Genomic DNA, 25546 nt, shown 5'->3' with positions numbered 1-25546 from the left:
GTTTAATCTGGGTTGGAAGTATCATAGTCGTGCTCCGAGGCACCACATTCCAAGCACAAATCGCCGCCAAAATTCTCGCTGTAAGTCCACCCGCATGCCCACCCGCAGTTTGGGCAGAACTCGTAGACATCGACATCCCCCCACAGCCACGGACTAGCAAATTCTGGTACCGCGTCTCTGTCATATGACACAATCTCGAAAGCGTCATTGCCGACCGTAATATAGGCTGTGGCAGAATATTGCTTCAAACCAGTGATTACGTCTTCGATGCTGAGAAAATACCATTCACGCGTATCAGACTTATCACTGAAGCGATCGTGAAGATCCCTCTCGATCTCCTTATCTTCCTTGATAGAAGACGTCCGGATTTCCCCCATTAGTGCGATTGTTCGCCTATTACCAGTTTGCAAATCTGCAATACGGCGCTTCAGTGCTTTCGATCTTCCTATCTTCACATACAGCCGGCCTGAAAAACTGTTATCGAGTTCTGTTAGAAAATGGACAGACATATGCCCCTCCCCTAAGTATTTGCATTATATGACACCCCACGCCCGAAACCTCCCCCTCCCCGTCATCTCCCGCAGACCCAGCTCCAAAACAATCCGCCGCGCCGCCTGTGGAGTGACGTCCAGCGTCTTCGCCACCATCCCAGCCGACACCAGCGGTTTCGCCATCACCAGCTCGACCAGCTCCGGCAATTTCGACGAGGTTCGCCGTCCTTCAAGTTTTCGGTCCATCATCGTCTTCGCCAGAGTCAGCCGGTCATGCTCTTTAATTCCGATCTCGGCGGCCGCCAAAAATCCGTGGGCGATGGCCAGCAGCCGGGTCTCGCGATCCCGATGCCGGCGCCGATCGACCGGAATGGTTTTGAGGCCAAAGTTGATGGCCGCGAGATGAGCACCTGACGTGATGCCCGCCTGCCGCAGGATCGAAGCGGCCAGCAACCGGCCGAGCCAGGGCGCGTGCTGAAGGACGGAGAGTTCGTTCCAGGCATCGAGGGCAACGATGGCCTGTAGCATCGCCGGCTGTCCTTGGGCATGCCGCAGCACGCCGCGCCATTCCTCGAGCCGCGCGTCCTCGTCCCAATCGAGATCATAGATCAGCGGATCTTTCTCTTGCGTCACGCCACGGCCGGGTCGTGTTGCGTTCTCGATCGCCGCGTCTGATCGGGCCAGAACCGCATCGATGGCGGCGTAGTCGACGCCGAGGAGATTTTCGACCTCATCACCATCCTCTGCCTCCCCTTCCGGATCTGTCGCGACCGGGCGCCGGTTGGCAGCTGCCGGCTCCGCTTCGGCGGCGGCCGACCTGATCTCCGCGGTTTTTCTGAGAGTGCGGACGCCCTCGGTCGAAAGTGCCCAGCCGGGGAGTTGGGTGGCGATGCGCCGACGGGTGCGCAGCACGTCGCGGGCGATTGTCAGCTCATGGGTGGGTGTGCGAATATCCTTCGTGGCGTCATGGAGGACGAGGTCTTCGAGATGGACGAGTTCGCCGTCAATCCACAAAGAGGCGCAGGCGTCGGTGAATTGGGATCGTTCGATCCATCCCTGCCCGACCGCCGAACGGGCGATCCGCTCGTCCAGACGCGCCAATTCGACACCGGCGCGGAATGCCGGCTCCATGAAAGCAGTCATGCTGATTTTCGCGAGATCGTAAGCCATTGATATTATGGTAAATGATTTCTTATAAGAACTCTATCTGATTATTACGGTTCCTCACATGGTATGATTGGTGGTTGGCGGCTTAACCATCGATAACAAGCGTTTATCGATGGTTGATTGATTTGACGCGCAAATCACCGTTGTCGGTCGGCTTGGATGAACGGAAACGGCTGGTTTTCCGGCCTTTTTGGTAGATTCCGGCCAGGTTCGGCGGAACCGTCTTCGCTCTCGGGCCACTGAGAGCAGCCCTCCCCTGCCGATGAGCGCAGAATTCTCCATCGTCCTTTCGCTCGAGCGGGCCTTCATGGCCCTCCCCTCCTCCGATCTCCTTATTTTCAGGCATTTTCGCCGCAGAGCGCCGCCAGCGCGCGTTTTGCAGATCCCGGAGACCCACGCTCATTCTGCACTGCATATTGAGTCTGGTGGGGCTGCATTTAGACCATAAAACACGCTTGCAACTGGTCATTTTCTCACGCATTCCTTATTTGTACAAAGCACCATAAAAGAACCGAAAAAACCGATGGCAAAACGACAATCCGCCGATCCGCCACCCGCTCCTAAGCGCCTCATTGGATACGCCCGGGTTTCGACCGACGATCAGGTGCATGACGCACAGATGGACGAGCTGCGTGCTGCCGGCTGTGAGAGGATATTTCAGGAGCACGGTTCGGGCGCATCCCGAGCCCGACCGGTTCTTACGAGACTGCTCGGCGAGCTCGCACACGGCGACGTGCTGGTCGTCGTCCGGCTGGATCGCCTCGCCCGGTCTGTGAGCCACCTTCTGCAAGTGATCGAAGATCTCGAAGAGCGTGGTGTCCATTTTCGGTCGATCCGCGATCCGATCGATACGTCCACGCCACAGGGCATGTTCTCTCTCCAGGTCCTTGGTGCCGTCGCGCAGCTCGAGCGAGCGTTGATTGCTGAGCGAACCAAGGCCGGCATCAAGGCGGCAAAAGCCCGCGGCAAGCTGCCGGGCAATCCAGGCCTTCGGGAGAGGCGACCGGAGGCGATCAAGGCGGTGTCGAAGGCCCGGGAAAAACTCTATCTCGACGAACTGATCTCCACCGCCCAGACCTGGCTCCCAACCGTTCGGCAACTTCGTCCAAAGCATAGCTGGGACAATGTCGTGCGGGTCCTCAATCGCCGAGGCCATGACTGGACGGTGGAAAGGTTACGTCGAGCCGTGCATCGCATGGTCCGCGAGAAGCTGGCCGAGCCTGAGCTATTGGTCCGCTCTCCGCGCCGCGCGCCAGAAGACCACCTCGTGAAGCTCGTCGCAGCGATTGCCATTGCCGATCCCGATCTATCGCTTCGCGACATCGCCGCCCAGCTTGATCAAATGGGAGAACGGCCGGCGCGCGGCGGACGCAAATGGCAGCCATCATCCGTTCGTCACCTGCTGGATGAGGCGCATCGGTTTGGTCTCATCCGTCATTGAGGGCACGGAGCATCAACTTGCCGATTGCGCGGTTTCTTGCGCGCCCTGTTTTTGGCGGCAGAGATTTCCAGGCTTGGCTCCGGATGATGTCGCTGGCGAGCTTTCGGTATTCGGGTTCGGGGCGGAGGTTCATGGGTGAAGTCACCGGCGCCGGTAAAGGGGCGTGAGGATCTGGGGCGGGGAGCTCGAGTCCGAAGTGCCGAAAAGCCGCGCGAGCGGAAACCGGAAGTCGTTTCGTTTCGGAGCTCATCCCAAAGAGCAGGTCTGCGATCGCCGCAATCGTCACCGCCCGCCATGCCGGTGGAAGGTTCGTCAGCGGCGCAACGTCTGTAGGTGCCGAGGGACGTCGACCATAGGGTAGCGGCAGGCCCAGCGAGGTGATGTAGGGCGCTCCTTCCGAAGTCGGCGCCCAGAAGAAGCGACTTGCCATGGCTACAAGGTCAAGCTCCCTTCCGCCTTTGGCGATGGCACCGGTGATCACCGAAGCTACCTGCGCTATCTCTGCTTGATCGCCTCGCTGAAAACCCCGCGCCGAGACGACTGCTCCGCAATAACGACAAAACAGCCTGGCGACACCGGCGGGTGTCTGCCGAAACTGAAACAGACCACTGCGAAAACACCGGGCACAGCTATTCTCGAGGCCGATTTCGTGTCGAGGACAGACCACTGCTTCGACGCCTGCCCACCGTCGCCGGCAATAGTGGTCCCTCCCCTCTTCGGCATCCTCATCAAGGCACACCGGACAGACGCCTCTGTTTATGGGATCACTCACGAAAGAACTCCTGGGCCGCCCCGCGCTTTGCAGCGACAGTCGGTCCAGATCGGGTTTACGGATCCGACAGGCAAGTGCCCAAAGCCGAGTTTGGTCTCGATCCGGATGGAAGTCCCAGCTGGAAAAATTTTGGTTCTGGCCGCCACTCGACTCGGATATCCAGCTTTCAACCTGCTGGGGCGAGGTGGAATAATGGCTTGCGACCCGCCAGTGCCAACAACTCAGGAGTTCGTCGTCACAGGGACGAGGTGCTATGGCCAGCAGCCGCACCTGCCTCATCAGCTTGCCTGCCGCTGTAGGCGGCGTTCCGATCGCCGTGCCATGGCGACCAGTGGCAGCACGAGGTTGTCACCATCGAAACTGTCCAGTTTGATTGCCTCCGCCCCAGTCCGGACCGCGTCAACTGCAACGGTCTCGATGAGCCGGAAAACTCGCACCGTAACGCCGTCGGTCATATCCAGCACCTTGCGGCGCACCGCTGCAGTCCCAAGCTGCGACGGCTCGCGCAAAGGGAGGATGCTCCCAAGGCTTGCAAGCAGTTGAGAAAGCTGCTGCGTATTGGACCAGCGCTTGAGGTGAAAGGCCTCGAACCGCTCCGCAAGCTGCGGATCCGTCAACAACGCTTGGCGGGCCAGATCCGTGCCGGCGCAAATCAGCGGAACTTTGAGGTCATTTGCCAGAAAGCGAATGACATTGAGGAAGATCCGTTGCTGCCGATATGTCCCGGTCAGCATGGCATGGATCTCATCAATGATCAGCATCCGCACCCCCATCTTGCGCATGAGGGTCCGGCAAGTGGTCTTCAGACGGAACGTTGCATCTCCGCCCGGGCCAGGCGCGCTCATCGCATTGAGAAGCTCACCATAGACGTCGCGCTCAACAGGTTCGGCGGGCATCTGCATCGCCACGACGGGCATGATGGTCACCCCGGTTCCGCGATCGAACTTGGGCTGGTGGTCGCGAAGAAACTTTCGGATGATCTTGGTCTTTCCCATCCCGGTGTCGCCGTAGAGGAGCAGACATGGCATTCGGTCTCGCGGCGGATAAGAGAGCAAATCCTCAAGCCGCGCCAGCGCTGCCCTCGCATCGGCCGTTTCCAACCAACGATCTGCCCGGATCCAGGCCACCCGTTCTTCAATCCCCATCTCGGCATATTGGCGATAGGCCGGCAGGAGATGGGGATATTCCGTCATGACCACTCCTCTACCGATAACGGCGACAGGTCGAGGAATTCGCTCTCGTCGTCATCATCCTTCGTTCCGATCGTATGTCGCTCGGTGGCGGCCAACGCTCGCGCCCGCCTCTCCACTCCTCGACGCATGCTGCGTGTCTGACGGCCGGCCATTTCGACGATCTGCCGCTGGGCTTCGATGGTCTCGAAAATCAGGTGTTCATCGACCGATTGAAGTCCACGGGCTCTCAAAGCGGCAACAGCCTGTCGATGCTCTCCGAGCGTGATCCGTGGTCGGCCGAGGTTTGCAAACCGGACCGGCCAGCTTTCGCCATTTGGCGCATCGGCGAATACGCATGAAATGTCCCTGGGATCATAGCGGACCCGCATTTTGCCCGGCCCACCAGCCCAAGGGCTCAAGACATCATCCCAGTATTTCAGGCCGAATAGATGCAATCCGTCTCGGCGGATGACACGCTCCTCGAAGGGAAGAAAATCGAGAACAAAACGATGCTCGTCGTATGGGAGCCGCAAAAGCTCGTGGCGTGCAAGGACGGCGTCTTCCCAAGCTAGGCGAGGTGGAATCCTCAGAGCGCGATGAATGTCGGCATGATAGCGGCCAACAATTTCCAGGGTCAGCCAGCGCTCGAGCTCGTCAAAGGTCATGACGGCATGTTTTCGGGGATCATAATCGCCGCGGGAGGCTACATCACTCGAGGTTGAGCCGGGCAGAAAGTGGACGGCGCCCATCATGGTGCCGATAAGCCGCTCGATGTGACCGCCGTAATGTGGTCGGGCAACCGGTCGGTGGATGAGATTGATGCCATGCTCAGCCACGCCCCACGCGAGGGCCCTTCCCCGGAATTCCCGAGCGTTATCCAGATGAATGGCGGTGGGTAGGCCGTGGACTGGCCAATTCCCGACCACATTTTGCTCCGCAAGCCACGACGCCTTCGGCAATACCATGTGCCGTATGGCCAAGGCGGCAGACGTTGACGATGGATGTTCGAGGCTCAGATAAAAGCCGGCCACCATGCGGCTCGCGACGTCAATCGCTAGCGTCAGCCAGGGACGCTGCAATGGTTGGCGGTTCACCGCATCGACGACAAAGAGGTCGACCAGGGTATGATCGATCTGCACGATCTCCATCGCGTGCTGTGCTGAATATTCGTCAACAACGGGAGAGTATCGCTGACGTGCGGCGCGGGCGCCCTCCCGAGCTTTGGTCAGTTTTTGCCGATCGACCTGATCGATACGGACCTTTACTGCCTTCCATGAGGGGGCCGGCAGGTCTCTCTGACGGCAAATCAGTCGAACATGGTCGTGGACGGCGGTGATTGTCGGCCGCTCGCGGCGGCAATAGGTCTCCTGGATGGCCCATGTGACAGCCGCTTCTTGTTCCGCAGATAGAAGCCGCCTCCCCTTCTCGGGGCCGGGCGTCTCATCCAACAGCGAACTCGTGACCGGCTTTCGCCGAAATTGACGGAGTAGCTGATAGAACCTTGTTGGCCTGAGGCCCAGCTGTCTGCACGCAGAAAATCTCTCCGCCGCGTTCAGCGCCCCGACGAAAGCGATGGGCCTAATGACCGCTTCGCGGGCCAGGGCCTTTTGCCAAGCTGTCTCGCTGATGAGAATGCTTTCAGGTGTCTGCGCCATTGAGACCTCCTAGCCAGGACATTGGCCTGGCCACGATCAATCGCTGCAAATCTCACCATGCTCGCGAACCATGACAGTTGGAAGACGCTGCGATTTGAAAGTGCGGCCTGAAGGGCCGGAATCGGCCCAAAGCGGTTATCGGGGTGTCACGCCGGATGGCTAAACGCGATAACAACTCGCCTATGACTGGACATTGCGGGGTTCGGGTTTACATGCGGTCGTACGACGCGGCATTCTCAGTCAACAGACTACGGGGTCGGGAGGGTTGGCTCGTTGCGCAAATTCGTGCTGATACGCCATGCTGCGCCCGAAATTCGGCCGGAGCTGTCGTCGCGACATTGGGGCCCGTCCGAGGAAGGAAAGCTTGCAGCGTCCGCACTGGGGTTGCGGCTTATGCGGTTTGGTCTCGGCGAACTCGTCGCGAGCCCGGAGCCGAAGGCCCTTTCGACCGCCAATACAATCGGCGGGCATCTGGGGCTACCTGTGCGCGTTGATGATCGGCTGCGTGAACACAGCCGGTCGGCGGTGGGCTTCTTATCAAAACCGAATTTCGAAAACGGAATTTGCCAAATCTTCTCTCATCCAGGCGAGATCGTATTCGGCGACGAAAGCGCTGACATGGTATTCTCTCGTATCGCTGGCGCGGTCGCCGATGCCGAGGCGTCAAACCAAGGCTCCGTAGGGTTTGTGACGCACGGGACTGCCATGACCATTTACCTGTCGCGGGTGACGGGCATGGATCCGATGGAATTCTGGCGCAGCCTGGCTATGCCGCTCGCTGTCGTGTTGCAAGACCGATCCATAGTAGAATCGATCAAGTAGCTGAGGATTTCACGCGATCGATCATGACCGCAATTGGCGCATTCCGGCCAAGTCAGAAGATTCCGCTGATCTTGGAAGACTAGAACAGCTATCATTACAACGAAATCGATTCCGCGTGAACCACGCCGATCGACAAGAAACAATCGCGGCAAATCACGGCCCTGGAGGCCGCCGAAACCGCGATTTTGGAGCGTCCGTGGCCAAAGCCAAGACATCACTGACCGCCGTCGAGCGCCGTGCCGAAGAACTCGACACCATTGCCGCCGTGCTGCCGCTCGAACGCCGCGACGAGCTTGCCGAGCTGCTCACCGACCAGGATGTCGAGACGCTGCGCCATCTCGTCAACCAGGGCATGGGCGACAATACGCTACGGGCACTGACCTCGGATCTGACCTATCTCGAAGCTTGGGGACTGGCCGCCACCGGAAAATCGCTGCCCTGGCCGGCGCCAGAAGCCCTGCTCTTAAAATTCGTCGCGCATCATCTCTGGGACCCAGAACGCCGCGTAACCGATCCGGATCACGGAATGCCGGCTGCCGTCGACGAAAACCTGCGCAGCCAAGGGTTTCTCAAATCCGTCGGTCCACACGCGCCAGCCACGGTGCGGCGGCGGCTGGCGAACTGGTCGACGCTGACCAAATGGCGCGGCCTTGACGGCGCCTTCGCCTCCCCTGCCCTCAAATCAGCCATTCGGCTGGCGATCCGAGCCGCGCCAAGACAACGTCTTCGCAAGAGCGCCAAGGCGGTCACCGGCGACGTGCTGGCAAGACTGCTGGCGACGTGCGCCACGGACAGCCTGCGCGATCTGCGCGACCGGGCGATCCTGATGGTCGCCTTTGCCTCCGGTGGCCGCCGGCGCAGCGAGATCGCCGGACTGCGGTGTGAACAGTTGACCGTCGAGCCGCCGATCGAAGTGCCGGACGGCGCTCCCCTCCCCTCTCTCGCTATCCATCTCGGCCGCACCAAGACCACGACCGGCGAGCAGGACGATATCGTCTACCTCACCGGCCGGCCGGTCGAGGCGCTGAACGCCTGGATGGTGGCCGCCAAGGTGGAAAGCGGCAGCGTGTTTCGGGGGATCGGGCGATGGGGAACGGTCTCAAAGCGGGCGATCGATCCGCAATCGGTCAATGCGATCATCAAGCAGCGGGTGGAAATGGCCGGGTTGGATAGTGGGGAGTTTTCCGCGCACGGGTTGCGGTCGGGATTTCTCACTGAGGCGGCCATCCGCAACATCCCGCTCCTCGAAGCCATGGATCAGTCGCGTCATCGGTCAGTGCAACAGGCGTCGAACTACTACAACAACGCTACACGTCCAAGCGGACGCGCCGCCCGTATGCTGTGACGCTGGCTTTTGCTCTGTATCCGAAGATGGCGAATCGAAAGGTCTCCCGCTCGAGCTAAAGTGTGCCTATTTGCGTGAGCACCTCGCGCCAAAACTTGCTAACAGAGTAGGTAACCATAGCCCCTCCCTCGCGAAGGAATGCGATCAGTAGGTCGACGGGTTCAATCCCGGGTCGGCGCGTGCTTTGAGTGAGAGCTCCCCTCGCCGCTCTGCTCCGTAGTGAATAAAGTTCGTTGGCAAACAGGTCGATTCGGCCGAGATCTCAATGTGTTCCGCGGCAAGAGTTACTACGGCTGGATTAAGCGAGCACTTTGGCTTGCGCTTTTCCAACGCGGGAGAGGAATCGCAGTTTCTCTCGGATAGCTAGATAACTCCTTGTTTTTCATGGATGCGAGGGCTCGAAACCATCGATTTCACGGGAAGGACCAGTCAGTGTATTAACTGTTTGTTAACCAAAAAACTCTTGCCCGGCTGACAGAATCGGGGCCTATTGCCATCGGCGGAATTCTTTCGATTGTTCGCTTCAAACCGCCACTGGCAAGAAACGGGTTATGGGATGGCGAAAAACGCCGTAAAGACAGCGTCGGAAATCGAAGGATTGACCGCTTTGATGGAGCGGCATGCTGAGGCCCTGTCGGGACAATTGCAAGCGCATCATGTCAAGGTCTTTCCGCCGTCTGCAGAGAAAGGCATCCGAGGGTTTGGGCCGTCGGAGGCCGCAAAGCTTCTCGGCGTCAAAGAATCCTATCTCCGCCAAATCGCGTCCGACATGCCGGAACTGAACGTCAGTACGGGTGCGGGCGGCCGTCGTATATTTTCGATCGAGGATATCCATCAGATCCGGAAGCATATGGATCAGGTGGGTCGCGGCAATCGACGCTACCTGCCCCACCGGCGCGATGGCGAGCAACTGCAAGTCATTTCCGTGATGAATTTCAAGGGTGGGTCGGGCAAGACCACGACGTCGGCACATCTGGCCCAGTATCTTGCGATGCGGGGATATCGCGTGCTCGCGATCGATCTCGATCCTCAGGCCAGCCTGTCCGCCTTGTTCGGCAACCAGCCGGAAATTCATGTAGGTCCAAACGAAACGCTCTACGGCGCCATTCGCTACGATGAAGAGCAGCGCCCGATCGAAGAGGTAGTCCGGGGAACCTACATACCCGATCTCCATCTCATTCCCGGCAATCTTGAGCTTATGGAGTTCGAGCACGACACACCGCGCGCCCTAATGAGCCGCAAGGAAGGCGATACGCTTTTCTACGGGCGGATCAGCCAGGTCATCGAGGACATCGCGGACAATTACGACGTCGTCGTCATCGACTGCCCTCCCCAGCTCGGCTATCTCACGCTTTCGGCGCTGACCGCCGCAACGTCGATCCTGGTGACCGTGCATCCGCAGATGCTCGATGTCATGTCGATGAACCAGTTTTTGGCAATGACGTCAAACCTGCTGCGGGAAATTGAAAATGCCGGCGCCAGGTTCAACTTCAACTGGATGCGGTATCTTATCACCCGCTTCGAGCCGAGCGACGGCCCACAAAACCAGATGGTCGGTTACCTCCGGTCGATCTTCGGCGAGAACGTGCTCAATTTTCCGATGCTGAAAACGACGGCTGTCTCCGATGCCGGGCTGACAAACCAGACTCTTTTCGAAGTCGAGCGGGGCCAATTCACGCGTTCCACCTACGATCGCGCCTTGGAGGCGATGAACGCCGTCAATGACGAGATCGAATCTTTGATCAAAAAAGCGTGGGGTAGATCCACATGAGCCGAAAGGACATTTTGGGCGTTTCCGCAACTATACCGACCGCGCCTTCGCCGAACGATCCGCAAGCGCCAAAAAGCCGAACCATGCCGCTTCTCGGCGTGGCCCGCAAAGACCGTGACCCCGCGACCAAGCTGACCGCCAATATCGGCAACGCTTTGCGCGAGCAGAACGATCGCGTGGAACGAGCCGAGGAAATTGAACGGCGTCTTGCCGAGGGACAGGCAGTGATCGATCTCGATCCGAAGGTTATTGACCCTTCGTTCATGCAGGATCGGATGCCGGGTGACATTGATGGGCTGCTCGTGTCTATCAAGGAACAGGGTCAGCAGGTGCCAATTCTCGTGCGCCCTCACCCGCAGACGTCCGGCCGCTATGAAGTTGCCTTCGGCCATCGCCGCTTGCGCGCGGTGACGGAACTCGGTCTAGCGGTCAAGGCGGTCGTCCGGGATTTGACGGACGAGCAGCTGGTGGTTGCCCAAGGTCAGGAAAATAACGAGCGCCAGGATCTATCCTTTATCGAGAAGGCGCGCTTTGCCGCCCGCCTGAAAGAACGTTTTACCCGCGACGTGATCATCTCATCGATGTCAGTCGACAAAGGCGATCTCTCCAAGATGCTCTCCATCATCGAGGCCCTTCCCTCGGACTTGATCGATGCCATCGGCCCTGCCCCCGGTATCGGCCTCAGAAGCTGGCAGGAACTGGCAGAACTGATCGATAAGACCTCCTCGGCCGACAACGTCCTAGAGCAGGTGCGTTCCAGCGAGTTGCAGTCACTTCAGTCCGCCGACCGGTTCAAGGCGCTGATTGCACATCTGAAGCCGCGCCGGTTGGAACGCGGTCTCCCTGAAGTCATGGCGAGCCCCGCTGGCGAGCGCCTGGCGCAGGTGAAGCAGAGCAAGGCGAAGGTGGAAATCATGATCGATCGGAAGGCGACGCCGGACTTTGCTGCCTTCGTGCTCGAGCAATTGCCGGCGCTTTATGAAGCGCACCGTGCGAAACAGAAACAGAAGAAGGAAGCGTAACGCGCAAAAGAAAAGAGCCCCCTCAACGTTGCCGTCGCGGAAGCCCTTCTGTCTCTTTAGCACGAACAGAATCGCATTTCCTCGAATCCTCGTCAAGAGTCTTTGGCACCGATTTGGTGAGCAAATTTCTTTTGCCTGCTGAAAGGTAAGAGACGATGCAAACGGGAAATGTGACGACGCCTTTTGGGCGGCGGCCGGTTTCGCTTGCCCTGGTCAGACGGCAGCAAGCTGTTGCCGAGATCAAGGCGGGGAAGTCGGCAGAGAAGTGGAAAGTCTTTCGCGACGTTTCCGCGGCAATGGCGCTGCTTGGCATTCAGTCCAACAGCTTGGCGGTGCTTGACGCCTTGCTGAGCTTCTATCCGGAAAACGATTTGCGCCAGGACGCATCGCTCATCGTTTTTCCGTCGAACGCGCAGCTGTCATTGCGTGCCCATGGCATGGCGGGTTCCACCCTCCGACGGCATCTTGCGGCGCTTGTTGAGGCCGGCCTGATCATTCGAAAAGATAGCGCCAACGGTAAGCGCTACGTACGCAGAGACCACACGGGTGATATCGAGAACGCCTTCGGTTTCGATCTTTCGCCATTGCTGTCTCGCGCGGAGGAGCTCGCCATGTTCGCGCAGCAGATCGTAGCGGAGCGCGCCGCCTTCAAAAGGATGAAGGAGAATCTGACGATCTGCCGGCGCGACGTGCGCAAGCTGATTTCGGCGGCCATGGAGGAAGGGGCAGATGGCGATTGGCAGGCGATCGAAGGCATTTATGTAGGGTTGATTGCCCGACTGCCACGCACGCCATCGACCGCTGACGTGAACGCAATCCTCGAAGAAATGCAGATGCTGAAAGAGGAAGTGCTCAACCGGCTGGAAAATCAGGAAAAAGCAGAAAATCCAAGCGGCAATGCTGCCCATACCGAGCGTCACATACAGAATTCAAAACCCGAATCCTTTAGTGAACTTGAACCTAGCTCCCGAAAAGAGCAGGGGGCAAAATCGAGCGGGGCGAATGGAATCCAGCGAGAGCCGTTGAAGGCATTCCCGCTCGGCCTGGTGTTGAAGGCCTGCCCGCAAGTTATCGATTATGGGGCCGGCGGCGCGATAGGGAGCTGGCGCGAGTTGATGTCCGCAGCCGTCGTCGTCCGGTCGATGCTGGGGATCAGCCCGTCGGCCTATCAGGAGGCGTGTGAGATCATGGGGCCGGAAAATGCGGCGATCGCGGTTGCCGGCATCCTGGAGCGAGCAAACATGATCAATTCTCCGGGCGGATACTTGCGGGATCTCACGCGACGGTCGGAGCGAGGCGAATTTTCGCTGGGGCCGATGATTATGGCCTTGTTGAAGGCGAATGGCCTGGCGCAAACGAGAGCGGGGTAGGGGCGGCCGGGCCATATCGAAGAGAACCGCGGGGAAGTTTGCCCCCTCCAAAGGCTCCGTAGAAAAGTTGGTCGCGACCAACTCTGCTAAACCCTTGTAGTCGTTTGATTTTTGAATTTCGATATTTTGGAGCGAAATCACCAGCTGGGAGTACGGCCTTCGAGGGAGACCGAGGGGGTAATCTCCGATAGGCGCGGCGTCGGGCGGCAGGAGAAGCGAGCCAGTCGTCGGATCATCGATCCTGCAGATAGGCCAAAGGCGCATCATCGTATGAAGAGGCGCTCGATCTCCCCGCGCTGTTCGGCGTGTTTGGGCGGATTGTCGTTCCTTAGTTTTTGCAGGTTGAGGATCTTCCAGCGGACCGCCGGCAAGGCGAGGGCGTGCGGCAAGCCGATAACCTCGAAGTCGGGGTCACCATCGTGAAGGGACAGCAGAAACGTGCGGGCCTTGTCATCAAGGCGCTCCTGGATGTCCTTCAGGAACCGCTCCCGGACATCCAGCAATTCGTCCAGCGAGACCTTCTCGATTGTCATCCCATCGAATTCTTGATTGAAGACATGTGCGACGTCTGCCCTATTGGGCTGCAGCAACTCGTGGGGCGGGCGTCCGGAGCTCGCCACGTAGACGAGGAAGGTGCGAAACAGCGGCTCGGTCAGTCCCTCGTTTTCATAAAGCAACTTGATGTCGAAGAGATCGCGCGGATGCTGGCGATCGACCGCTGCATGCATCTTGCCGCCGAAGAGGTCTTCGAAGGCGACAACCTGCATTTCTGCAAAACCAAATTGATCTTCGACCCGCTCGCTGACCCTGCGTCGTTCGACGGGGTGCACCGTGCCGCGGGCGACCGGAGAGGTTTCGATCTTGATTGCGGTCTGGCCCCGCCTCACCTCGACGCGTGTATCGCCGCCGCCACCGCCGGCTATTCGCTTTGTCCGGACGCCCTTGATGCTTTCGACCTTCCCAGCGACCCGGTCGAGGGCCTCGTCGATTTCGGCCAGGCTCGCGACCCTCGGTTTGAGCGGAAGGTAGGTCAGGTCGATATCGACCGAGAGACGCGGGAGATCTCTGTAGAAGAGATTGATGGCGGTTCCACCCTTCAAGGCGAAAACTGGTTCGTCGGCAATCATCGGCAAAGCCTGAACGAGGAGCTCGAGCTGGAAAATATACTGTTCACGGGCCATCGTTGCCCTCCGGCTTCCCGGGAAGATACTCTTCCGGAATGGTGATACGGTATGTGGGATGCAGTTTACCGCCCTTGATGAATGAACGGTCGCCGCTTCCAAGATCGACGATCGATCGGTCGACATGCTTGAGCCAGGCATGCTCGTGGCGGTCGGCAAATACGAAAAAAAGCCTTTTCACCTGGACCTTGGTGCAGTCGGCCAGAAGCCCGGTGATACGACGCGGGCGCAGGTTGGTCAGACCCTCGAAGATCGTATCGATGTTGTGAAAGCTTTCGTTGCCCGGCAGTTCGTCCAGCGCTTCGAGGATGGCCCGCTCCGGCGCTGAAGCGCGTATCGTCCAGTTCTGTAGAAACAGGATGGCGTTGCCGTCCGGTTCAGCCGCCAGTGGTTCGATCCCAAGATCCGCCGTCTTGAAGAGTCGCGTGCTGCGCAGGACGGGGAGGCCATTGGTGGGAAGGTTCACGAGCCAGCGGGGCGCATCGCCATAGAAGAAGACTTTTTCGGCGTCCCCCAGCGCCAGGTAGTGCACATGCCCGCGAAGCCCGAGCGCCGTGCGGCCGCCGACGTGGAACTGGTAATTCATGATCGTCTGTGCAGACATGACGGCAATGCGCCAGTCGATGCGTTCTTCTGCCGAACCATCCCGCGAGGGACGCCGATAGACGCCATGTATGACGGGCTCCAGCCAGCCGCGGCGCAAATAATCATGTGTCGAGCTGCGGCGGATTTCCATTTTCCGCATCCATGCGGAATCCACGATGAAACCTGCCGGAACCTCATCCAGCATTGACTTTAATTTGTCGCGTTTTTGATCGCTCATGACGGACAAAAATGGCACCTTTTAAAGTGGCCGGCAAGAAGACTTTATAAAGAGGGAAAAATGTCCGTTTCTAACGGACTTTCACGGCCAATCATGTGGCGGCGAAACCTGCCGTCATCGTTCATCTTGAAGCCATTTTGCCCAAAGCTGCAGAAAGGCGCGATAGTTCTTCATGCCCACACGCAAAAAAATGCAAGCCTTCAATCCTGTGATCCTTCGCTTTCGTACTCACGAAACAGAACGCTCGAACCGGCGCGCCAGGTGTGCTCGACCATGCTCGTCAAGATAAAGCACGCCGAACCTGATTGGATAATTCGCCAGTCTCTAGCAACCAAGATGTAACGGTCATTGTTCGCCGATCAGAAAGCGGTTGACGAGGAGCGCTGCGACGTGCCTCTGCCAAGAAGGGCCGCGCGTATCTGCTCGCTTTTCGTCATCGCCGACGCAGCGGGGGGAGGGGAGGAAGAAGACGAATCGGACTTGCCATCGGCGTCGGCGGCCGTCTTTTGCTTCAGCGCCAGAAAGCGGTTCTGTGCTGTCATACGGTCGTCGTCGCTCATTGGCTCTAACTCTCTGCCATCAATGTCGTGGCGGAAGGAGTCCGGCTGGGCGCTCGCAAAGTAGTAACGCTTTGAATGCACGAAGGCGGCTACAGCACGCCGCAGCGTCGTCACACCAACACCCGGCTTCAGGAGCGCACGTATTTCCTCAAAAAGGCCAATTGCGAAAGGTCGGATATGATCGCCAAGTTTGCTAGGGAGGATACCGATCGGACGGACAAGCAGGGCACTGATCGCCTCAGCTTTCCGGATATCGGTATCTGCTGCCACGATTGGGCCGCGGCTGACCATCCAAGGTTTCGTCATATCGTCTCAGCCCCTCTATCGTTTCCTGCGTGATGGTTCTGCGATAATCTAGATCCTTGATCGCTGCGCACATCCTGCCGCAGAAATGTGTATTGGAACAACCGATCTCAAGGAATGGATTGCGCTTCATTTCCATTTACCTTCTGTAACGGGCGAGCGGCGCTTTATGCAGAGGCTTCGCCAGCACAGGAGTGGCAGTCTTGGATAGAATCCATTATATTGCTGGCATGAGCGACGAACAGACCATATCGAACACGACCAAAAGTGCCGTCGAAAAGGTGCTTCGCGGCCGTCTTGGTCCGGCAGGCTTTTCGGGAGCTGACATCCGCGCGGAACATGATAGCGATGGCGACCCGATTCTGCTCGTCGATGTGAAGTATGTCTGCTCGGACAAGCCGATTAGTTCGAAGCTCACTTACGGGCTTTCGACCGAGGTCCGCAAAGCATTGAGCGAGCTTGGCGAGACGCGGTTCCCGCATATCCGACACCATTTCGACGAACAGCAGAAGATCGCAAGTTAAGCCGTGTCGCACGATCTGATCGCTACGGCTCGGCGGCTCGCAAAAGCAAGCCCGCAGCGTCCGCGCCAATCTGACCTGAAGCGCGGTGTGAGCACGGCTTACTATGCCCTGTTCCACGCCCTCGCGCGTGACTGTGCCGAGCTGCTCGTGGGAACTGGCGATACGCGGAGCGAGACGGCCTGGGCGCAGGTCTATCGGACTCTCGAAATGGGGTCGCGAAGAATTCCTGCAAGGCTGCAGCGGGCCGGGGATTTCCCGGTAGTATAGTCTCGTTTGCAGATACGTTCGTGATCCTGCAGGAAGAGCGCCACCGCGCCGACTATGACCCGCTCGCGCGTTATGTCCGCGCCGAAGTCCTCGTACTAATCGACAACTGCGAGCAGGCCATCAAGGACCTCGCCTTCGCGCCACGATCGGACCGGAAGGCATTTGCTGTCTGGGTGCTTTTCCAAAAAAAGCGATAGCCAATACTTCGTTTTTGACCCGGCCCCCAAGGGCTTGCCGGCTCAGCCCTTCGAAAGTTTCGCGATCGTCGCGGCTGCGTCTTCGTACCTTGGACAAGTGGGAAAAGCGCGCATCTGCTACCGAAGCGACCAGGCGGCGCCCGTCCGTGGTGCTGCCGTGCAAATTTCAATCGTGGTGGCCTTTGAGACTTATCGAGTGCCTGTCGCTACGACCCAACACAGATATTGCTGTCAATCGCGAGATATCTTTAATGACGGAACAAACCAAGAACGTTAGCTTCCGGACAGGACTTCTTCATCCGAAGCGTGCAGAAGATAGGACCATCCCGCAAGGGCGTTTCCGCCCGATGCCCCTTTCGAGTCGATCCAAATGTTGCTGCATTTCGTTGCCCCTACGGAAGAATGTCGCCCATTTCTCCTCGATAAAGACCAAGGTCCCGTTTCTCGGATTGCGTCCGGACCGTGAGCGTCGGTTGCGCATGGAAAATAGCTCCAAGCGCCGACGTCGACGCGCCCGTATGCTCCCAAGATTTCCGCTAGCTCATCAGGAACTGTGTCGACGATCCGCCCGGCATCGCTGTGACAATGGCCTGGTTTTTATCACTGGTCCCTCATCGGAGCTACAAGTGGGTGTGTTGCAGGTATCGGAATAGGGGAGCCTGAAGTCGATCAACGGGGGAGGGAGGTTGTACCGAAAGGTAAGGCATAGGCAGGAGGCGGCGCAGAGGAAGAGGAGGGACGGGAAAGCTGTGACGGATTGAGAGGGTTGGAGAGAGGCTCCGCCCGGTCCGTCATGGAGAAACCGACATGGCCCAGGCCATCCAGAAAATCACCCTTAGTACAGCCCGCGACATACCCTTCAACAAGCTTACGTTGAGCCAAGAGAACGTCCGAAAGATCAAAGCAGGCGTGTCGATCGAGGATCTCGCCGAAGACATCGCCCATCGCGGCCTGCTCACCAGCCTCAACGTCCGCCCGGAACTCGATGGCGATGGCAACGAGACCGGCATCTATCGCATTCCGGCCGGCGGGCGCCGGTATCGCGCCCTCGAGCGCCTGGTCGCGCAGAAGCGACTGGCCAAGACTGCCGGTGTTCCCTGCATCGTCAGCAAAAGCGAAACTCTCGAAGTCGAGGACTCGCTCGCCGAAAACCTCCAGCGCGTCAGCCTGCATCCGCTCGATCAGTTCCGCGCCTTCCAGACATTGCGCGAGCAGGGGCTCGGCGAAGAGGACATCGCCGCGCGCTTCTTCGTTTCGATTGCGACGGTCAGGCAGCGACTTCGTCTGGCCTCCGTCTCGCCGCGGCTTCTCGATCTTTATGCCGAGGACGAGATGACGCTGGAGCAGATCATCGCCTTCTCGATCACCAACGACCACGTCCGCCAGGAGCAGGTCTGGGACACGATCTCGCGCTCTCATAGCCGCGAGCCCTTTTATATCCGCCGGCTGCTGACGGAAACCGCGATCCGCGCCAGCGACCGCCGTGCCGTTTATGTCGGCATCGAAGCCTACGAGGCCGCAGGCGGTGTGACCATGCGCGATCTGTTCGACCAGGATCAGGGCGGTTGGCTGCAGGATCCGGCGCTGCTGGAGCAGCTTGTGATGGAAAAGCTCAAGGCTGACGCCGAGGCGATCCAGGTCAGCGAAGGCTGGAAATGGGTCGAAGCGGCCTTCGATTTCCCCTACGGCCACACGTCGGGCCTGCGCCGCTTCTACGGCGAGCAGGCCGAAATGACTGAAGATGAACTGGCCCGCTATGACGCCACCCGCGCCAAATACGACAAGCTCGACGCAGAATATGCGGAGGCAGATGAGTACTCGGAAGCGACCGAACAGAAGCTGGAGGAACTCGGCAGCGAGCTCGACCGGCTCAACGACCGTCCGTATGTTTTCGATCCGCAGGAGGTCGCCCGCGGCGGTGTCTTCGTGTCGCTCGGCGCTGGCGGGGAGCTCAAGATCGAGCGCGGTTTCGTTCGACCCGAGGATGAACCGAAGGATGAGACCGATCCCTCGGCTGATGCCTGCGACGATGGTGCCGATCATGGCAGTGATCTCCTGGCAACCCGCGCGGCCGGCGGCGAGGGCACCGAACCGGACGACGAGGACGAAACGATCAAGCCGCTTCCCGACCGCCTCGTTCTCGATCTCACGGCAGCGCGGACGATCGCTTTGCGCAACGCACTGGCGAACAACCCGGTCATCGCCTTTGTCGCCGTCCTGCATGCCTTTGTTCTAAAGATCTTCTACGTCTACGGATCGGATTCATGCCTGGAGGTGACGCTGCAGAGCGCTCGCTTCAGCCAGACGGCCGGCCTCGGCGATACGGTCTGGGCGAAGGAGATCGATCAAAGGCAGGAAGGCTGGGGCCAGGATTTGCCCAAGGATCCGAACGATCTCTGGGATTTCCTGATCAAGCTCGACGAGGTCAGCCGCCAGGCCTTGTTTGCCCATTGCGCCTCGTTGTCGGTCAACGCGGTGATCGAACCCTGGAACAAGCGGACACGCGCCATCGCCCATGCCAATCAGCTCGCCAGTTCGATCGGCTTCGATATGGTGGAAGCCGGTTGGACGACGACCGCCGATAATTATCTCGGCCGTGTCACGAAGGCGCACATCCTGCAGGCGGTTCGTGAGGCAAAGGGGGACCAGGCGGCGGAATTCATCGGCCATCTCAAGAAGGCCGACATGGCCTGCGAGGCCGAGCGGCTGATGACGGGCTGCGGCTGGTTGCCTGAACCCCTTCGCATGATGGTCGAGGAAGGCACCATCGAACACAACGCTGTCGGAGACACCATCGGGTCCGACGAGGGCGAGACAATCTTCGAAGCTCAGGACCTGCCGGCCTTCCTGGTCGAAGAGCCGGAAACATCGAGCGATGACACGGGCGATACGGAAAGTGCGATCGACGGCGAGCATCTCGCCGCCGCCGAATAGTGACCCGACCCAGATTGACCCGATCGCATTTGCGGTCGGGTCCTTTTCCCAACAGCCCGGCCATCGCGCCGGGCTTTTCCGTTTCAGGAGGCACCTATGCCTGACTTCACCATCGAGACCACCTATCACCTGCCGGTCTTCCGGCATCGCACTTACGCGGCTGACACACTGGACGCGGCGTGCCGTGCTGCCATCGAGGATGACAGTTGGGATATCGCCGAGAAGGACTTCGATTCCTCGGGCGCAATTCATATCACCGGCATCTGGGACGGTGCACATGCGGCCTATGCGGGTCCGCCGATCCAGATCCCCCAGCAATTCAACGAACCTGTCCAACGCCGGGCGCGTCATTTCGAGATCCTGCTCGGACTGCTGAAGATCCTGTTCGATGACATCAGTGCTGCCCGGCCACCGTCGCTCGATTGGCTCGCCCGATCTGTCTGGGCGATCGCCCGAGGAGAAGCCATTCTCGCCGGAGACCCGGATCCTGAAGAGCCGGTCGGCCCACCAAAGCCTTCCCACGTCCTGGTCAGACTTCAGGAGGATCGTGTGCGCGCCGCAATCACCGCGGTGCTCGACATAGACCCGAACTTTAAGGGTTTAACACCCGAGGCCGTGACCGACGACGAGGTCCACGTCGCGTGCCTGTCTATTGCCACCACGATGGACTTTTCCGACGTGGTCGGAAACGCCGAATTCCAGGCGGCGCTCTTGGCAATCCGGTCGGCGCACCGCCGACTGGCCTCCGATTGATCCTTCCTCTTCCTCAAACATCCCTCAACCTCGCCCGGCCATCGCGCCGGGTTTCTGCTTTCAAGGAGACACCTTATGACCACTCTCACCTCCAACAACCCGTCCGCCCGTTCCGCCTTCAAGGTCGATATCTCCCGCGGCGAGCGGATCGGCCGCGTTTCGTCGGAATGGTTTTCCCGCCCGGACGATGAACGCTTCCTGTCGCTGAGCGATCTCTACGACACCGTCCGGTCCCGCGCCGAGCGCGCCCATGCCCGAACGATCGAAAGCGCTGCGATCCGCGTCGAGGCAACGCGCGACAATGCGGAGCGGCTTGAGCTTGTTGTTCCAGGTCAGCGCCAAGCGATCGCACCGACCCACTGGAGCTACGGGCAGCTTTGCAGCCTGGTTGGCGCTCCCGCCACCTATATGCGGCAACTGCCGGCGCCGCTTGCGGCGATCAACCTGCAGCATGGCCTGCTCAACCATCGTGCCGAACTCGTCAAGACGCTTGAGATGGATAACGGTCGGCTGGAACTAAGGGCCGTGACTGGACCGGAATACGGTCGCATCTGGGATCACGAACTGGTCTCGTCGGTCATGAAGATCGCCGGCAACGGGACCGGCGACACGATCTGGAAAGTACCAGGTGTTCTCGACTGGGCGACGATGACCCACAATCCCTTCGTCGACATCACCAAGGATACGACCACCCTCTATGCCAGCGACCGCGACGTCTTCCTGTTCCTGGTCGACGACACCCATCCGATCGAAGCCGGGCGACTGCCGAACGGCGAGCCCGACCTCTATTTCCGCGGCTTCTATGCCTGGAACTCCGAGGTAGGGTCCAAAAGACTGGGTATCGCCTCCTTCTATCTGCGCGCGGTCTGCGCCAACCGCAATCTCTGGGGCACGGAGAATTTTGAGGAGATCACCATCCGCCATTCGAAGTTCGCCGCCCAGCGCTTTGCGCATGAGGCGGCGCCTGCGTTGACGAGTTTCGCCAATTCGTCACCGGCGCCGTTCATCGCCGGCATCAAGGCGGCGCGTGAGCAGATCGTCGCGCGCAAGGACGACGACCGCGAGACCTTCCTGCGCCGGCGCGGATTCTCGAAAGGCGAAACCGGCAAGGTGATCGAGATGGTGCTGTCGGAGGAGGGACGGCCACCGGAGTCAGTCTTCGACTTCGTGCAGGGCATCACCGCGCTGGCGCGCTCGAAGACCAATCAGGACACGCGTCTGGAACTCGAAGGCAAGGCAAAGAAGCTGCTGGAGAGCGCCTCCTGATCCGGCTTCGAGGAGATCAATAGAACCTCAACATCACCATCAGCCCGGCCGCCGTGCCGGGCATTTTCGTTCGTGGAGCACTGCAATGGCTATACCCGAATTGACCGGCTTTGCCGAAAGTATGCGCGACTGGCTGCGGTCGATCGGCCTCTTCTCCGAGATGATCAATTGGAAGCTGCGCTTCTTCGTGCCGGTGACCGATGAGGGCGCGGAGATCCTGTCGAAGCTGATGCAGCGTCATCGCCTCGTCGATGTCGCGCGCCGGTCGTGACGGGGGCCCGCCATGCTGTCCGCCGCTGATCTGGCGAGCCGTCTCGCGCAAGACGCAGAGGCGGTCTGCCGCCACTATCTTTCCGCCGGCCGCCGCGCCGGCAACTACTGGCTCGTCGGCGACGTCGCCAACAGCAAGGGCCGATCGCTCTACGTGCATCTGGCCGGCCCGCGCGCCGGCAGGTGGACTGATGCGGCAACAGGCCAGTTCGGTGACCTATTCGATCTCGTCCGCGAGGCCTGCGGTCTCGTGGACTTCCGTGACGTTGCCGAGGAGGCGCGCCATTTTCTCAGTCTGCCCCAACCCGAACCGGTGTCGGACCTCAAGGGCGACGCGAGTGACGCCTCTCCGGTCGAGCGGCCGGCGACAGAGCGGGCGCGGCGGCTGTTTCGAATGACGCAGCCGTTGGCGGGTACGCTCGCCGACATCTATCTGCGCGAACGCGGTATTCTGCGGGCATCCGCCCATGGGGCGCTCCGTTTCCACCCGTCGTGCTACTATCGCGATCTCGTCACCGGCCGGACGAGCAGCTATCCGGCGCTTATTGCGGCTGTCACCGACGACGCCGGAGCCATCACTGGCGTGCATCGCAGCTGGCTCGATCCCGACGGCGTCGGCAAGGCCAAGGTGGACGATCCGCGCCGTGCTCTCGGCGGACTGCTCGGCAATGGCGTTCGCTTCCGCTTTCCGGTGGATGCGCCTGTGCCGGTCCTGGCGGCGGGAGAAGGCCTCGAAACCATGCTGTCGCTCTCGCACGTGCTGCCCGGCATGCCGATGGTCGCGGCCCTGACGGCCAATCACCTCGCGGCCTTCAACTTCCCGCCCGGATGCCGGCGCCTCTACATCGCCGCCGACGCGGATGCGGCCGGCCGTCATGGGATCGAGGGACTGAGCCGCAGGGCGCAGGAACGCGGGATCCTGCCGCTGGTGCTGTCGCCGGAGCTCGGCGACTTCAACGAGGATCTTCGCTGGCTGGGTCCCGACCGGCTGACGGCAAGCCTCAAGGGTCAACTCACTCCGGAAGATGCGGCGGCTTTCCTGCCCGTCTGAAGCTGGGCGCAAAGGCTGGGGGAGGGGCTAGCGGCAGCACTAGCGAAGGGCGGTCCATTCGCCTCATTCCGGAGGCGCGCGCCCGCGTGCCTGCCGAGAGGCGACCCTTACCACGCGGGTCTCCGGCCTTCAGCGGGTCAGTCGGGTTTCTTCCCCTGTCGGTCCGCAGGCGCGGCCCGTCATTCCTCGCGGATCAAGAAACTCTCCCTCCTCCGCCCGGCGCTTCGCTGGGCCGCTGCGCTTCGCTCGCGGTTCCGGCCTCGGCCCGCGTGACCGGGTTCGCCGTCAGGCCGCGAGAGGCGCGGCCCACCGAACGGAGACCACCATGGACCTGATCCTCCACCCCGACGACGGCTTCGAGCCCGACCACGCTTCCTCCCCGACCGACCGCTTCATCTACGAGATGCAGGTCTTCGGCTATCGTCCCTTCCAAGACGAGCCCGACCCGCGGCCATTGCCGGAGGAACCGCAGGTCCAGTCATCGATCACCACGATCTTCGACGCCCTCGCCGAAATGCTCGGCAACACCCGCCTGGAGTCCGATCTCGAAGACCTGTTCTGGTCGATCCCTAATCTCTTCCATCGCGCTGGCGAGCGCATCCAGCGCGAACTCGACCGCAATGAGGAAGCGCAGCGTACCGGCCAGCGCGAGCAGGACGGCTCGGAGGTCAAGAGTGTCGAGCTCGAGCGCCTCATCGCCGAGGGCATCACGCTGTTGGAACGCCGCAACGCCTTCGAGTTCATGCGCGACTATGCCGCCGGCCTGTTCGAGGCGCAGACCGGATCCTCCTGGCGACCGCGCACCGGCTCCAAGGTCAATCATGCGAACATGACGGCGGCGATGATCGACAGCCGTGACTTCCTCTCAGCCAGACGCCGCGCCGAGACCGAGGTGCTGATCCCGGCCGGCACCAAGATCGCGTTCTCCGGCGGTATGGACTACAACGATCATGAGCGGATCTGGGCCAAGCTCGATCAGGCGCACGCCAAGTATCCCGACATGGTCCTGCTGCACGGCGGCTCGCCGAAAGGCGCCGAACGCATCGCCGCCTGCTGGGCTGAAGCCCGCAAGGTGACGCAGATTACCTTCAAGCCGAACTGGACGAAACACGCCAAGGCTGCCCCGTTCCGGCGCAACGACGAGATGCTCTCGGTCATGCCGGCCGGATTGATCGTCTTTCCCGGAAATGGCATCACAGGCAATCTCTCCGACAAGGCACGCCGGCTCGGCATTCCGGTCTGGCAGGCATCAGGAGATGGCGCGTGAGCGCCCTTTCCCCGAACGATGGAAAATATGGAGAAGATGGGGTATATGGAAAACTGGAATGGAGACCATGGCGATGAAGCAGTTCACGACAGGCGACTTGAATAAACAAATCGGCGATATCACGGATGCGGCGAGCCGTGAGCCTGTCATACTCACGCGGCACAAGAAGCCGCGTTTTGTGCTGATGAGCTTTGAACATTATGAGCGCATGCGCACCGGTGGCGATCCGCGCCGGGCATATACTGTATCGGAGATGCCCGCCGAGCATGCGGAACTGTTCGACGAGGCGCTCGATCGGCTGACGCATGGCGAAGGCTACGACAATGAGCCGTGAATTCCGACCCGGCGAGGTCATCTCCTATCCCTACCTCTGGGCCTGGCAGCAGCAGCGCGGTGAGGCCGAAGGCCGCAAGCAGCGTCCCGTCTGCGTCGTCATCGCCATCCGCAATGCCGCCGATGGAAATACCCATCTGGCGCTTCTCGCCATCACCACCCAACCGCCGCAAACGGGTCGCGCCTCATTGGAGATCCCGGACATCGAGCGCAAGCGCGCGGGCTTAAGCGATCTGAAGCAGTGCTGGATCATGGTCGACGAATACAATTACGATATTGTCGAACGCTCCTGGTACATTGAGCCCGATCAGGACATCCTCGGCCGCTTCAGCAAACCCTTCATGGTGAAGATCGCCAGACTGTTTGCCGAGGCGCGCGGCCGAACCGGCCGGGTCAACCGCCTCGACTGAGACTTCCCGCATCCCCACCGCCCTCCGAAGCGACATCCCTTGAAATCACGTCTGTCACGCGGTTGCGCTCCGCAGAACTGCAGTCGCGTCAGGAGAGGCCTACAGTTCGAGCGTTACGCCGACCGAAGCCGTCTTTGATGATGAGGATGGGAGCAAGACTGTGCCAATCTCTCGCGATGTGCCCGACTGGTTGACGACCAGGGTCCGTTTATCGAACACACCGACGCATGTCACGAGCGCGGCACTCCGCGCGGCAGCAAACGGCCGCCACGGCGAGGTCTCCTGACGACGTCGCAATCAAAGACCATTCCCGTTCTTTATGTCGCCTTTCTAAGGGACCGGCCGCGATCAGCGTCAACCCGCAAGGGGTTTCCCTTCG

26 protein-coding genes are annotated in these 25546 nt (G+C 60.1%); 16 read left to right on the top strand and 10 right to left on the bottom strand.

From position 1 onward, the window contains the following. Window positions 1–2: 2 nt before the first annotated feature. The 3 genes from BS630_RS23455 to BS630_RS36670 all read right to left on the bottom strand — a co-directional run bounded on the left by BS630_RS23455 (window position 3) and on the right by BS630_RS36670 (window position 2061). Window positions 3–509 (bottom strand): GIY-YIG nuclease family protein, encoded by a 507-nt coding sequence (locus BS630_RS23455; RefSeq protein ID WP_077979329.1) that lies wholly within the window; start codon window positions 507–509, stop codon window positions 3–5. Window positions 510–533: 24 nt separating this feature from the next. Beyond that, window positions 534–1670 (bottom strand): RHE_PE00001 family protein, encoded by a 1137-nt coding sequence (locus BS630_RS23450; protein WP_077979328.1) that lies wholly within the window; start codon window positions 1668–1670, stop codon window positions 534–536. A 94-nt stretch (window positions 1671–1764) separates the two neighbouring features. Next, on the bottom strand, window positions 1765–2061 hold the full coding sequence (locus BS630_RS36670) for a hypothetical protein (RefSeq protein WP_143529482.1): 297 nt from the start codon (window positions 2059–2061) through the stop codon (window positions 1765–1767). A gap of 120 nt (window positions 2062–2181) precedes the next feature. On the opposite strand from BS630_RS36670, the gene BS630_RS23445 reads away from it, so the two are divergent. Further along, window positions 2182–3099 (top strand): recombinase family protein, encoded by a 918-nt coding sequence (locus tag BS630_RS23445; protein ID WP_077979327.1) that lies wholly within the window; start codon window positions 2182–2184, stop codon window positions 3097–3099. Here BS630_RS23445 and BS630_RS38705 read toward each other — a convergent pair. The 3 genes from BS630_RS38705 to BS630_RS23430 are packed head-to-tail and all read right to left on the bottom strand — an operon-like array spanning window position 3086 to window position 6698. Then, entirely contained in the window at window positions 3086–4150 is a 1065-nt protein-coding gene (locus BS630_RS38705) for a TniQ family protein (RefSeq protein ID WP_077979326.1), read from the bottom strand. The genes BS630_RS23445 and BS630_RS38705 overlap by 14 nt on opposite strands. Beyond that, window positions 4150–5064 carry a TniB family NTP-binding protein gene (locus BS630_RS23435; RefSeq protein WP_077979325.1) on the bottom strand — a complete coding sequence of 305 codons (915 nt, stop codon included), beginning with the start codon at window positions 5062–5064 and terminating at the stop codon, window positions 4150–4152. The genes BS630_RS38705 and BS630_RS23435 overlap by 1 nt, the downstream gene beginning before the upstream one ends. Then, window positions 5061–6698 carry a Mu transposase C-terminal domain-containing protein gene (locus tag BS630_RS23430; RefSeq protein ID WP_077979324.1) on the bottom strand — a complete coding sequence of 546 codons (1638 nt, stop codon included), beginning with the start codon at window positions 6696–6698 and terminating at the stop codon, window positions 5061–5063. The genes BS630_RS23435 and BS630_RS23430 overlap by 4 nt, the downstream gene beginning before the upstream one ends. A 273-nt stretch (window positions 6699–6971) precedes the next feature. On the opposite strand from BS630_RS23430, the gene BS630_RS23425 reads away from it, so the two are divergent. From BS630_RS23425 to repC, 5 genes are all read left to right on the top strand, one after another. Then, a complete protein-coding gene (locus BS630_RS23425; RefSeq protein WP_158081423.1) occupies window positions 6972–7520 on the top strand; it encodes a histidine phosphatase family protein in 549 nt (182 codons plus the stop codon). A 196-nt stretch (window positions 7521–7716) separates the two neighbouring features. Further along, window positions 7717–8865 (top strand): site-specific integrase, encoded by a 1149-nt coding sequence (locus BS630_RS23420; RefSeq protein ID WP_077979322.1) that lies wholly within the window; start codon window positions 7717–7719, stop codon window positions 8863–8865. Window positions 8866–9421: 556 nt separating this feature from the next. After that, on the top strand, window positions 9422–10636 hold the full coding sequence (repA, locus tag BS630_RS23410) for a plasmid partitioning protein RepA (RefSeq protein WP_025398094.1): 1215 nt from the start codon (window positions 9422–9424) through the stop codon (window positions 10634–10636). Then, window positions 10633–11658 carry a plasmid partitioning protein RepB gene (repB, locus tag BS630_RS23405; RefSeq protein ID WP_077979320.1) on the top strand — a complete coding sequence of 342 codons (1026 nt, stop codon included), beginning with the start codon at window positions 10633–10635 and terminating at the stop codon, window positions 11656–11658. Before repA ends, repB begins: the two co-directional genes overlap by 4 nt. 155 nt (window positions 11659–11813) lie before the next feature. After that, on the top strand, window positions 11814–13028 hold the full coding sequence (repC, locus tag BS630_RS23400; protein WP_017969076.1) for a plasmid replication protein RepC: 1215 nt from the start codon (window positions 11814–11816) through the stop codon (window positions 13026–13028). 263 nt (window positions 13029–13291) lie between these two features. On the opposite strand, the gene BS630_RS23395 is transcribed toward repC, so the two are convergent. The 3 genes from BS630_RS23395 to BS630_RS23385 form a co-directional block, all read right to left on the bottom strand. Then, on the bottom strand, window positions 13292–14209 hold the full coding sequence (locus BS630_RS23395) for a nucleotidyl transferase AbiEii/AbiGii toxin family protein (RefSeq protein WP_077979319.1): 918 nt from the start codon (window positions 14207–14209) through the stop codon (window positions 13292–13294). Further along, the gene (locus BS630_RS23390) at window positions 14199–15032 is read right to left on the bottom strand and encodes a type IV toxin-antitoxin system AbiEi family antitoxin domain-containing protein (RefSeq protein WP_077979318.1); all 834 of its coding nucleotides are present in this window, start codon (window positions 15030–15032) and stop codon (window positions 14199–14201) included. The genes BS630_RS23395 and BS630_RS23390 overlap by 11 nt, the downstream gene beginning before the upstream one ends. A 359-nt stretch (window positions 15033–15391) precedes the next feature. Beyond that, window positions 15392–15898, bottom strand: a complete 507-nt coding sequence (locus BS630_RS23385) for a ProQ/FINO family protein (protein WP_077979317.1) — start codon at window positions 15896–15898, stop codon at window positions 15392–15394. A 191-nt stretch (window positions 15899–16089) separates the two neighbouring features. Between BS630_RS23385 and BS630_RS23380 the strand changes: the two genes are divergently transcribed. Then, the gene (locus BS630_RS23380; RefSeq protein WP_245310466.1) at window positions 16090–16419 is read left to right on the top strand and encodes a hypothetical protein; all 330 of its coding nucleotides are present in this window, start codon (window positions 16090–16092) and stop codon (window positions 16417–16419) included. A gap of 287 nt (window positions 16420–16706) precedes the next feature. Then, complete coding sequence (locus BS630_RS38095; protein WP_245310465.1) at window positions 16707–16883, top strand: hypothetical protein; 177 nt, start codon at window positions 16707–16709, stop codon at window positions 16881–16883. Window positions 16884–17178: 295 nt separating this feature from the next. Here BS630_RS38095 and BS630_RS38700 read toward each other — a convergent pair whose 3' ends face one another. Continuing rightward, on the bottom strand, window positions 17179–17364 hold the full coding sequence (locus BS630_RS38700; protein WP_143529480.1) for a hypothetical protein: 186 nt from the start codon (window positions 17362–17364) through the stop codon (window positions 17179–17181). A 326-nt stretch (window positions 17365–17690) separates the two neighbouring features. Here BS630_RS38700 and BS630_RS23370 point away from each other — a divergent pair, with 326 nt between their 5' ends. From BS630_RS23370 to BS630_RS23335, 8 genes are all read left to right on the top strand, one after another. Continuing rightward, window positions 17691–19817 carry a ParB/RepB/Spo0J family partition protein gene (locus tag BS630_RS23370; RefSeq protein WP_077979315.1) on the top strand — a complete coding sequence of 709 codons (2127 nt, stop codon included), beginning with the start codon at window positions 17691–17693 and terminating at the stop codon, window positions 19815–19817. Between the two features lie 96 nt (window positions 19818–19913). Next, a complete protein-coding gene (locus BS630_RS23365; RefSeq protein WP_077979314.1) occupies window positions 19914–20570 on the top strand; it encodes a hypothetical protein in 657 nt (218 codons plus the stop codon). A 75-nt stretch (window positions 20571–20645) separates the two neighbouring features. After that, the gene (locus tag BS630_RS23360) at window positions 20646–21836 is read left to right on the top strand and encodes a DUF932 domain-containing protein (RefSeq protein WP_077979313.1); all 1191 of its coding nucleotides are present in this window, start codon (window positions 20646–20648) and stop codon (window positions 21834–21836) included. 85 nt (window positions 21837–21921) lie between these two features. Further along, the gene (locus BS630_RS23355) at window positions 21922–22107 is read left to right on the top strand and encodes a hypothetical protein (protein ID WP_077979312.1); all 186 of its coding nucleotides are present in this window, start codon (window positions 21922–21924) and stop codon (window positions 22105–22107) included. A gap of 12 nt (window positions 22108–22119) precedes the next feature. Then, window positions 22120–23157, top strand: a complete 1038-nt coding sequence (locus BS630_RS23350; RefSeq protein ID WP_077979311.1) for a DUF7146 domain-containing protein — start codon at window positions 22120–22122, stop codon at window positions 23155–23157. Window positions 23158–23482: 325 nt separating this feature from the next. Next, the gene (locus tag BS630_RS23345; RefSeq protein WP_077979310.1) at window positions 23483–24424 is read left to right on the top strand and encodes a DUF2493 domain-containing protein; all 942 of its coding nucleotides are present in this window, start codon (window positions 23483–23485) and stop codon (window positions 24422–24424) included. Between the two features lie 73 nt (window positions 24425–24497). Beyond that, complete coding sequence (locus BS630_RS23340) at window positions 24498–24758, top strand: type II toxin-antitoxin system Phd/YefM family antitoxin (protein ID WP_077979383.1); 261 nt, start codon at window positions 24498–24500, stop codon at window positions 24756–24758. Beyond that, window positions 24748–25167: a hypothetical protein gene (locus tag BS630_RS23335; protein WP_077979309.1), complete on the top strand. Its 420-nt coding sequence runs from the start codon at window positions 24748–24750 to the stop codon at window positions 25165–25167. Before BS630_RS23340 ends, BS630_RS23335 begins: the two co-directional genes overlap by 11 nt. Window positions 25168–25546 lie beyond the last annotated feature (379 nt).

The sequence above is a fragment of the Rhizobium laguerreae genome (assembly GCF_002008165.1).
GTDB classification, from domain to species: domain Bacteria; phylum Pseudomonadota; class Alphaproteobacteria; order Rhizobiales; family Rhizobiaceae; genus Rhizobium; species Rhizobium laguerreae.
Note: the sequence above shows the minus strand (reverse complement) of the source record. Positions and strands in the feature narration are given on the sequence as shown.